General features: G+C 57.0%; 10 protein-coding genes. 5 read left to right on the top strand and 5 right to left on the bottom strand.

The annotated features are described in order from the left end of the window. Positions 1 to 219 precede the first annotated feature (219 nt). A complete protein-coding gene (locus WBP50_RS01155) occupies positions 220 to 837 on the bottom strand; it encodes an NUDIX hydrolase (protein ID WP_423931227.1) in 618 nt (205 codons plus the stop codon). Between the two features lie 367 nt (positions 838 to 1204). On the opposite strand from WBP50_RS01155, the gene WBP50_RS01150 reads away from it, so the two are divergent. Further along, positions 1205 to 1417, top strand: a complete 213-nt coding sequence (locus tag WBP50_RS01150) for a hypothetical protein (RefSeq protein ID WP_423931226.1) — start codon at positions 1205 to 1207, stop codon at positions 1415 to 1417. 25 nt (positions 1418 to 1442) lie between these two features. On the opposite strand, the gene WBP50_RS01145 is transcribed toward WBP50_RS01150, so the two are convergent. Both WBP50_RS01145 and WBP50_RS01140 read right to left on the bottom strand, forming a co-directional pair. Next, positions 1443 to 2006, bottom strand: a complete 564-nt coding sequence (locus tag WBP50_RS01145) for a DinB family protein (protein WP_423931225.1) — start codon at positions 2004 to 2006, stop codon at positions 1443 to 1445. A 56-nt stretch (positions 2007 to 2062) separates the two neighbouring features. Next, a complete protein-coding gene (locus WBP50_RS01140; RefSeq protein ID WP_423931224.1) occupies positions 2063 to 2545 on the bottom strand; it encodes a hypothetical protein in 483 nt (160 codons plus the stop codon). 190 nt (positions 2546 to 2735) lie between these two features. Here WBP50_RS01140 and WBP50_RS01135 point away from each other — a divergent pair, with 190 nt between their 5' ends. The 3 genes from WBP50_RS01135 to WBP50_RS01125 are packed head-to-tail and all read left to right on the top strand — an operon-like array spanning position 2736 to position 4692. Then, positions 2736 to 3383, top strand: a complete 648-nt coding sequence (locus WBP50_RS01135) for an HAD family hydrolase (protein ID WP_423931223.1) — start codon at positions 2736 to 2738, stop codon at positions 3381 to 3383. Positions 3384 to 3400: 17 nt separating this feature from the next. Beyond that, positions 3401 to 3919, top strand: coding sequence for a DinB family protein (locus WBP50_RS01130; RefSeq protein WP_423931222.1), 519 nt, complete (start codon positions 3401 to 3403; stop codon positions 3917 to 3919). 11 nt (positions 3920 to 3930) lie between these two features. Continuing rightward, complete coding sequence (locus WBP50_RS01125) at positions 3931 to 4692, top strand: arylamine N-acetyltransferase family protein (protein ID WP_423931221.1); 762 nt, start codon at positions 3931 to 3933, stop codon at positions 4690 to 4692. 216 nt (positions 4693 to 4908) lie between these two features. On the opposite strand, the gene WBP50_RS01120 is transcribed toward WBP50_RS01125, so the two are convergent. Beyond that, entirely contained in the window at positions 4909 to 6831 is a 1923-nt protein-coding gene (locus tag WBP50_RS01120) for an acetate--CoA ligase family protein (RefSeq protein WP_423931220.1), read from the bottom strand. A gap of 36 nt (positions 6832 to 6867) precedes the next feature. Next, on the bottom strand, positions 6868 to 7857 hold the full coding sequence (locus tag WBP50_RS01115) for a radical SAM protein (protein ID WP_423931219.1): 990 nt from the start codon (positions 7855 to 7857) through the stop codon (positions 6868 to 6870). Between the two features lie 318 nt (positions 7858 to 8175). Between WBP50_RS01115 and purH the strand changes: the two genes are divergently transcribed. Then, entirely contained in the window at positions 8176 to 9753 is a 1578-nt protein-coding gene (gene purH, locus WBP50_RS01110; RefSeq protein ID WP_423931218.1) for a bifunctional phosphoribosylaminoimidazolecarboxamide formyltransferase/IMP cyclohydrolase, read from the top strand. The last annotated feature ends 44 nt before the right edge of the window (positions 9754 to 9797 follow it).

Below are 9797 nucleotides of genomic sequence, written 5' to 3'. Positions count from 1 at the left end.
CGATATCGCATCCCTGCGGGATTTGCTGAAAAAGAGGCCGGAACATACCGAAGACTTAGGGTATTGTATCGGTAAGCGTCCCCCATACGCTGTGAAGGTTGTTCCTCGCTCCTGAATGCGCCGTTTTTTTTTGCTGCCGCTCAAGGCTCCGTTTCGTGATATTGGGGCCGTTTTACAGCAGAGCGAACAGCGCAGCAGAGTCTGCGGGAACTCGATCCGCTAATCGCAGACCGGCTGTTTTCCGGGGTTGCAGCGATACTCCCGGATGTCGAGGATATCCCGGTGCAGCGTCGTTCCGGTTGACAGTTCCGGTAACGAGTCGAAGGGGAAAAAAGCGATTTCCGATATTTCGACGTTGTCGCGTGCCTCGCCGTCCAGAATCTCGCACAGGAAAAACAGCTTGTAGACGTGCACCGGGTATCTCGGGCTGTAACCGCCCAGGCTCTGGTCCCTGATGGAGACAAGTTGCCGAACGCCCACGGTATAGCCGGTTTCTTCCCGAACCTCTCTCGTAACGCCTTCGACGGGACTCTCCCCGACATCCGACCAGCCGCCCGGCAAGGACCATTTGCCATCTCTTCGTTCTTTTACCAGAAGAATGCTGTTTTCCCTGACGATGCCCGCCCTCAAATCCACTTTTGCCGTCGCATACCCTCTGTCGGGAATGAAAAAGTTTTCAACCAGATCCGGCGGTGCGTCCGACAGTTTCGCATACATCTCATTCGACAGTCTGGACAAGGCATCGTACCGCTCAAGGTCGAAGGGATCTTTGGTGTATGCTTTTCCAATCTGGCTGATAGCCTTGACCTTGTTTATCAATGTGATCCAGTCGTTCATCAGGGAGTGGATGTCTGATTGTTGCCAGAGGTGAGGCCTTTGCAGCTCCGCGGGTTTTCCCGCTCCGCTCTTTCAGGCAAAATAGGATATTCCGGCATAGTTTCTTTTTCCCGTCGATGCGGGTCGGGCAAGGAGACAGCCGTGTGAAGTACCGGCTTGTGATGTTCGATTTCGAGGGGACGCTGGCCGATACGGAAGCGGGGTATAGGCCTTCCCTTGCAGCTGGCGTTCGAAGTTGCGCTCGGTCTTAACGCCGAAGCCGCCGAAGCGATTCCCCGGTAGAGGCGCTGCTGCGATGAGGTATCCTTTGCTTCGACCCGACTGTTTCCGGGAGTGAAGGAAGCCCTGAAGCTGCTGCAGAGCCGGGATGTCCTGCTGGCGATTGCTTCCGGCCGAAAGCCTGGTGCAGCTCCGGGCAGTCTATGCCGAAGAGCCGAACTTTCTCCTCCCGGCCTTCGACGAGGAGCGTTACGGTGTCCCCGTCCGAAACGTCGATAACCTTTCCGGTTACGGGCGCTTCTGTTACGTTACAGGCATTGATAAAGAGGATGATGGCGATGAAAGACCCTCAATACCGTAACGTGTGCATGTCAGGACAGTCTGTGCTATTTGCCGTAAAGATCGAAGGTGTTGACCGGCTTGCCCTGCATTTTGAGGTAATAAAAGAGCTGAGCCTTGTGCTGGTTCAGATGATCGATCATCTGCAGCATGCGCATGCCGAGGTTCACGCGTGCCGGGTCCCAGGGTGCAGGCGCGGGTTTTGATTCGAGATCTTCCTCGCTGCAATTGCTGAGTGTATCGAGCGCGAGAGCCTTGTCCAGAGCGAGAAGCCTCAGGGCTTCGTCGATGGAACCGACCGCATGAAGTTGCCCGGCGGGAGGAGGCATTTTCTTTTCCGTTTTCTTTTCGTTCACGGCGCTGTGGTCGGGCATATCCCACTCTCCCGTGGCGAACCCTTTCATCGGCATGCCGCACGATCTACCCAGATGCAGGAGAAGCTGCCCCGTCGTCATCCAGTTGTTTTCCTCGGAGGGTTTCCACGGAAGGTCCTTTTCGTCGAGAAGCCTGACAAGCCGTTCAGCCACCCTGAAGGCGTCTTCGAGCTGTTGGCGGAGAAGCTGTTTCCAGTTCATGAGCGTGCAGTTATGATGTGTCGAGAGATGTTTCATTCCTTCGATGTATAACAGCGGGTACGCTCAGGAGGTTCATTTTCCGGGTATGTATTTCAGACATTGATCACGGAACGCGGACCGGGGCACAGGGTTTCCGCCCGGCGGCCCAGCGGGCCATCGCGCAGGGATGATAGTCTCCATCGGTGATGTGGCAGAGTCCCGGTTCCTCGAACGTGGAGCGTATGGATGCAAGGACGTTCCGTTTCGCGTCGCTGCACAGCAGGCAGGATGTCCGGACAGTCGGTTTTCGTGTCCAGAGCCGCGCGGACCACTGCGGGAAGGTGTTCGGCGGAACTGATCGCAATCACGAGAATATCGATTTTTTCGAAGGCCCTTTCGAGGCATCCCTGTTTCATCAGGTCGATGACGGCAATCTCAGGGAGCGATTCGGCTTCAGGCAGCAGCTTTTTACGAAGCAATTCGAGCCAGGCCCTGTTTCTCCCGAGGAAGCATGGCTTCTCCTGTTTTTTTGCAGCAATCTGCCGGGCAAGCGTCCTTCCGGCAAGTCCTGCCGCCCCGAGAATTCCGATTTTCATTGCAGCGTTTCTTACATTGCTTCAACGGCCAACCATCAGAGTGCTGGTGTTTCCATGGATGCAAAGAGGAAAGCGCTGCTTTCAGCTAAAATATGATAGTTCGTAAAATTCCCTGTTTTCTGCCCTTGAGCCGAAGAGCCGCCTGCCGGTGCCGGCATTCCGCGGAGCAGCGTCGCCCGGAGGTGATTGCATGACATACAGGCTTGTGGTGTTCGATTTCGACGGGACGCTGGCCGATACGGAAGCGGGCATCCGGTGCGCCATGGATCTCGTGGCCAGAGACTATGCTCTCCCTGAAGTGGACTGGCCGGCGGTGAAGCGGGGTATAGGCCTGCCCCTGCAGCTGACACTCGAGGCTGCGCTCGGTCTTGGCGCCGAAAAGGCCGCCGAAGCGATTCCCCTGTACAGGCGCTACTACGATGAGGTATCCTTCGCTTCGACCCGACTGTTTCCGGGGGTGAAGGAAACCCTGGAGCTGCTGCAGAGCCGGGATGTGCTGCTGGCGATTGCTTCCAGCAAGGGGAAGGCGGCACTGCTCGCCATGATGCGCCATCTCGGTATTCTCGGGTATTTTTCCTTCGTTGCCGGGGAGCAGGACGTGGCACAAAAGAAGCCGGCTCCAGATATGGTGAATCTCGTGCTCGGTACCCTTGGCGTAGCCCCTGGTGAGTGCATGGTGGTGGGCGATACGGTGTACGATATCGAGATGGGGCAGCGCGCTGCCGCCGACACCTGCGCCGTGACCTGGGGCAACAACACCGCCGATGAACTTCGTCTTCTCGGTCCAACGTTTGTCGTCGATTCGTTCACTGAAATCGTATCTTTGCTGAAACCGTAAACCGGAGGGAAGTCTTCATGGATATTCTTGCACTGTTCAGGGATTTCGCTCGCTATACCGAGTGGGCCGACGCAGTGGTGTTTGCCGCGATCCGGAACAAGCCGGAAGCCGGTCTGGACGAATCGATCCTCTTCCGGATGCGCCACAGCCATCTGGTGCAGAAGGTGTTTCTCGACGTTCTCGAATGCCGGCAGACAGACCCCGAAGAGACCCGCGTGCTCGATATGGAGGCTCTGGAGCGGTTCACGAAAAACGTGCACCGGAGTTTCGCTTCGTACCACGATTCGCTCGCCGCCGACGCGCTCGAAGCTCCTGTCGAGCTGCCTTGGGCGCGGATGGTGGGGGAGAAGCTCGGGTTCGAGGTGCAGAACCCCACGCTCGGCGAGACGCTCGTTCAGGTCTTTGCGCACACGGCCTACCACCGGGGACAGGTGAACGCACGGCTGCGGGAACTCGGCATCGAGCCGCCCATGACCGATTTCATCGCGTGGGTGTGGGCACAGAAACCCGCTGCGGCGTGGTCCGCGGAACCCTGATTGTTAGACTCATGCAAGCAACGAACTTCAACATCGAGGCATATTTTTCCCGGATAGGTTTCAGGGGAAAGGCTGCTGCGGACTTTGCCACACTGAAGGGCATGATGCGCTCCCAGCTCTTTACGGTGCCGTTCGAAAATCTTGATGTGCAGAGGGGAAAGGTCGTCTCGCTCGTACCCGAAGAGATTTACGCGAAAATCGTCGATCAGCGTCGGGGCGGGTACTGCTACGAGGTGAACGGACTGTTCGCCATGGCGCTCGATGCGCTGGGCATCCCGTACCGGTTCGTGGCCGCCCGCCCGATGACTTACCCTGTCCGGCGTCCGAAAACGCATATGGCGGTGGTCGCAGCGATAGATGGCGGGCAATGGCTCTGCGATCTGGGTTTCGGCAGTTACGGCATACGCGAGCCGCTCGACATAAGCGACCTCGACGGCGGGGTCAGGCAGGATTTCGACACCTTCAGGCTCTCGAAGAGCCCGGAAGGGGAGTATCTCCTGCAGTCGCTCGATGATGGTTCCTGGAAAAATCTCTACGAGTTCAATCTTTCCCCGCAGGAATGGGTGGATTTTCAGCCGGCAAACTATCTGAACTCGACCCATCCGGATTCGATTTTCGTGCGCTCGCTCATGGTTGTGCTGCAGACGCCCTCAGGTAAAGAGGTACTTGTCGGCAACCGCTTCAAATCCGTTTCCGAAGGCAGGTCTTTGGAACTGACGGTCAGGAGGGAAGAGATTCCCGCCTTTCTGCAGCGGAAGTTTTCTCTCCGATAAACTGTTATACGAACATGACATTCATGATTCAGGCAGCGGCACCCGAAATTCTATGAACGTGAAGGGTTTGCCGTAACCGGCGGACGAAAGCTGAAGGTGCTTCTGTAAGCCGTATTTCGGCAATCAACACCCCCATTTTCCGCCCGGGGAATTTTTTTACAGGGAAGGGGTGATTCAGCCAAGGGATGTTCGGTCTCCGGAAAAATGCCTGATGCATCATACCTGAGGGATATCGGCAAGCATGGCGGCGGTGACGAGTTCCATGGCCTTATCGGGCGAAGCCTCCGGTTCCCACAGGGCAGTCGTCAGATGCCTGAGGCTGTCGGTTTCCCATGCCGCACCTTCGATGATGAAAATTTTTCCGTCGCAGCAGGGGAGCAGGATCTCCAGCAGCTCGCGCATCGGCATTGCAGGATCAGGCTTTCCTGCCAGCACCAGCAGGTCGAACCTCGCAAAGGGCAGCCCTGTCGAGAGCACGCGGCCGTCGTCCACGCTCAGCACCATCGCATCCGCAGTTCTGTCCAGGGTCAGCATTTTTCCCGCAGAGAAGGGATCGAGATCGCCGTCCCGAATTATCTCTCCGTTCACCCTTACTCCTGACGCATCGTGGCATCCGGGAACCGCTCCCTTCTGCAGCAGCCGCGTTTCGAGATCGCGCACCAGCGTACCTGATTGCGCGGAGCCCAAAACCACGGCAGCCGGAATCCGTCCGCTGCCGGTTACCAGCTTGCCGAGGATACGGGCGTACAGTGTTCCCCCCAGAGTCTGTCCCCCCAGATTCGGCTTCGCATTGACCTCGCAGACGACTCCGCCGGTTTCCCTCCACGACCGGCTGATGTCCGGCAGCAGCAGATCGACGCCGGCGATATCCAGCCGCAGTACTTCCGCGGCCCGCTCTGCAAGGCGTCTGTTATCGGGGTGGATCTTGTCGAGAACTCCTTCAGGGACTCCTCCGGAGGCCAGATTGGCCGCCCGGCGCAGCCGCACGAAACGGCCGTCCTCTGGTATGGAGGAGGGCGCCAGGCCGGCTTGTTTCAGCAGGTCGACGGCTTCGGTGTCAAGCCAGAGGTGCTTCAGTTGCGCGAGCCGTCCTGTTCCGCGAAGCGGATTCGCATTGAGCGTCTCCACCAGCTCACGTACCGTGTGCCGGCCGTTGCCCGTCACGCCTCCCGGTATGCGTTCGGCGGCAGAAACGACTTCGCCCTGAAAAACCGTTACGCGGTAGTCGCGGCCTTCGACATGTTTTTCGACGAGAATGTTTCTGGATTTTTCAAGAGCGCCTTTGAATGCAGCGGTCAACTCCTCCGGGTTCCGCAGTCCTGCAGCCACGCCCACTCCGCCGTCCAGATCCGCGGGTTTCACCACTACGGGATAGCCAAGCTGCCGGGCAATGGCCAGGGCATTGTCGAGAGTGTGCGCCTGCCTGTTGTCCGGCACCGGAATGCCGGCCTGCCTGAGTATCTCCGCCGTGAAGAGCTTGTTTCTGGCAAGCGTTGTGGCGATAACGGGCGTTGCGTCGGAGAAGGAGCTGAGCATCAGGCGAGCGCGTTTTCCCTGTCCGTATTGCAATACATGGCCGGCCAGTTCCTGAATCGGTATGCCCATCGCAATGGCGGCCTGAATGAAAAACCTGATGTTGGAAGGCCGGGGATTGATTTTCTCCAGGTTGCTGATGATCTGGAGAACTCTTTTCAGGTGTTTATGGGGGTTATTTGCCTGAACCTGGCAGTCCATCAGTTCCAGCAGGATGCGCAGCAGATCCAGGAGCGGTTTTTCACTGAGTGGAGCCACGGGAAGGACTACTCTTGAATGCTCCCGGTCGATGGAAAGGATGCGGCCGCATTCGTAAACCGGTTGCCCGGCAATCCTCTGTATCTCCTGCACGGTGGCCAGGAGCCACTGCAAAGAGGTTCTGAAGGCCTTCTCCGATCCGTCTTCGCCTGAGGGAGGCAGGTCGTTTTTCGGTTCCGGCGGACTTTGGTTCAACAGTGCTGAAAGCTCCTCAAGCTGTTTGCCGGAAAGCGCGGCACCTCTGAGGGAGACCACGATAACCGGCTGCCGACTGCCGAAGCCGAATCCTTTCAGCACAAGCGGGTTGCCTTCCAGCCCCCATGTCGTCTCAGTTTCGGATTTGTTCATAGCGGGCCTCTCCGGCTCGAACCGTTAACCTGCGCGTTAAAAGCTTCCGGCTTCAAGCTTGAGATTGTATTCGGGATACCTGTTTTCGAGATACGACGAGAACTGAACCATGTTTTCAAAAAACGTTTCGACCTGAAACGTCTCTTCGATAAGCTTTCCCCGTTTCCAGCAGGTGAAGGTGTCGGGTTTGGCGAAATCGATAAGGCATATCTCGATTTTCTGATTGTGCTTGTATTCAAAACAGCCCATACAGCCGGAACAGCGGTTTCCCGGTGTCGTATCCAGCCCGTCGAAACGTATTCTGCGTTCAAAATTTTCGTCGGGAGGAATGTATCCGTCCACAAGCTGTTTCATCTCCTCGAGCGAGTAAGGCTCCGTATCGACGTACCGGCCAACTTTGCCGACAGACCGGTAATGGACATATCTGACGCCCTGATAGCCCGCTGCCAGCTCCATCAGCTCCGGCACGACACCTTCGTTGAGACCGCGGACAATAATGGCGGTAATGGCTATGCGGCCGATTCCCGCGTCGTTGAGGTTCTTCAGCGCCTGTATTTTTTCTTCGGCCACATCGCCGTTGTCGATGAACCGGTACCATGCGTTATTTGTGCCTCCGTTCATCGATATGGTGGCGATGACCGGAACGCCGGTCTCTTTCAACGCCTGCGCGAAGGCGTAATCGGCGAACATGGCTCCGTTCGAGACGAAAGAGACCATGTGGCGGTGCTCGTTTGCCGTGGTGATGAACTCGAAAAACTGCGGATGCAGTGTCGGCTCACCGCCCATGAACCTGAACGCAACGCGCTCCGGCAGACGCAGGCAAACCTCCCTGAAATAATCCAGGGACATATCGGGAAATGTTCTGACCGGGTTGTAGCAGTAGTTGCAGTTGTAGTTGCAGCGGTGCGTCAGATCCACATAGATGATGGGAAACGGGTTGCTGTCGATGTCGTGAACTATCCTCGAACCGAGTTTGCCCGATGGAAACTCCTTGAGTTTTGGCGGATTGTGAGGGGACTGGTTCATATAAGTTCAACGGGTTATTGATTTTTTCTTCAGCTATGCGGGTCGCCTTACAGGAATTTCGGCATCCTGGATTGAATAACCAAGCGATGAGCCCCTTGTAAGGCATGGAGACTGCACAATTTCCACTGCCGATCCGGCAGGGCAGCGGCCATTGCGGCTGCACCGGGCTTTTTCCGATACGTCGGCTGCGACGGGGAGCGGCGACCGGATGCGTGCAGGGTCGCCCGAACAGCCTGAGCGCTTCAGATAATTGGGGATTTTTTCTTAGATTCCGGCTGTAGAATCTGCGGTTCAACGATAAAAATAAACTTTTCGCACATGTCTGATCCTGTCATCAAGCGGGCGCTGGTATCTGTATCCGATAAAACCGGTATTGTGGATTTCTGCCGGGAGCTTTCCCGGTTCGGCATTGAGATTTTTTCCACGGGCGGAACCCTGAAAGCGCTTCAGGATGCCGGAATTTCAGCGGCCTCCATTTCAACCATCACCGGATTTCCGGAGATCATGGACGGCAGAGTGAAGACGCTGCACCCGAAAATCCACGGCGGCCTGCTTGCCGTGCGCGAGAACGCAGACCATGTGAAACAGGCCGTTGAAAACGGCATCGGATTCATCGACATGGTGGTCGTGAATCTCTATCCTTTCGAGGCTACCGTAGCAAAGCCGGACGTTACCTTCGAGGACGCTATCGAGAATATCGATATCGGTGGTCCATCCATGCTCCGCAGTGCGGCGAAGAACAACGAGTCGGTGACCGTGCTGACTGACAGCGCGGATTATGCGCAGGTTCTCGATGAGATGCGCGGGAGCGGAGGCGCCACGAAACGTGCAACCCGTCTTATGCTTGCCCGCAAGGTATTCGAACTTACTTCCCGTTACGATACGGCCATTGCGGCTTATCTTGTCGGCGCCGAGGGCGTGAAGGCCGAAGGTGCTGCCGAAAGGATGTCGGTTTCTCTTGAAAAAGAGCTTGACATGCGTTATGGCGAGAACCCGCACCAGAATGCAGGGTTCTATACAATGACCGGCAGCGATGGCCGCCGCTCGTTCGGCGCCTGTTTCGACAAGCTGCACGGCAAGGAGCTGTCGTACAACAACATGCTCGATATCGCCGCGGCAACATCCCTTATCGAAGAGTTCCGGGGAGAGGATCCTTCGGTGGTGATCGTCAAACACACCAACCCTTGCGGTGTTGCGCAGGCACCGACACTCGTGGAGGCCTACCGCAGGGCCTTCTCGACCGACACGCAGGCTCCGTTCGGCGGCATCATCGCCTTCAATCGTCCTCTCGACATGGATACTGCCATGGCGGTCAACGAGATATTCACCGAAATCCTTATCGCTCCCGCTTTCGGGGAGGGCGTACTCGATCTTCTGATGAAGAAGAAGGATCGTCGTCTTGTGCTGCAGAAACAGCCGCTTCCGAAAGGCGGATGGGAGTTCAAGTCAACTCCTTTCGGCATGCTGGTGCAGGAGCGCGATGCCAGGATCGTTGCCGTCGAGGATCTGAAGGTGGTTACCAGACGGCAGCCTACCGAAGAGGAGCTTTCCAACCTGATGTTCGCCTGGAAGATCTGCAAGCATATCAAATCGAACACCATTCTGTATGTGAAGAACCGACAGACCTACGGTGTGGGTGCAGGGCAGATGTCGCGGGTCGATTCATCGAAGATCGCACGCTGGAAGGCCTCGGAGGTCAGTTTGGACCTGAACGGTTCGGTTGTGGCTTCAGACGCGTTTTTCCCGTTCGCCGACGGCCTGCTTGCCGCAGCCGAGGCCGGTGTGACCGCGGTGATCCAGCCGGGCGGTTCCATCAGGGACAACGAGGTGATCGAGGCCGCCGATGCAAACAACCTGGCCATGGTGTTTACGGGGATGAGGCATTTCAAGCACTGACGTTTGATACCCGCGCCCCTTACGGGGCTTGGCAGAGGAACGGA

Source organism: Chlorobium sp., assembly GCF_049593655.1.
Lineage (GTDB): Bacteria > Bacteroidota > Chlorobiia > Chlorobiales > Chlorobiaceae > Chlorobium.
The sequence above is the reverse complement of the archived record's forward strand: the minus strand, read 5'-3'. Positions and strand labels throughout refer to the sequence as shown.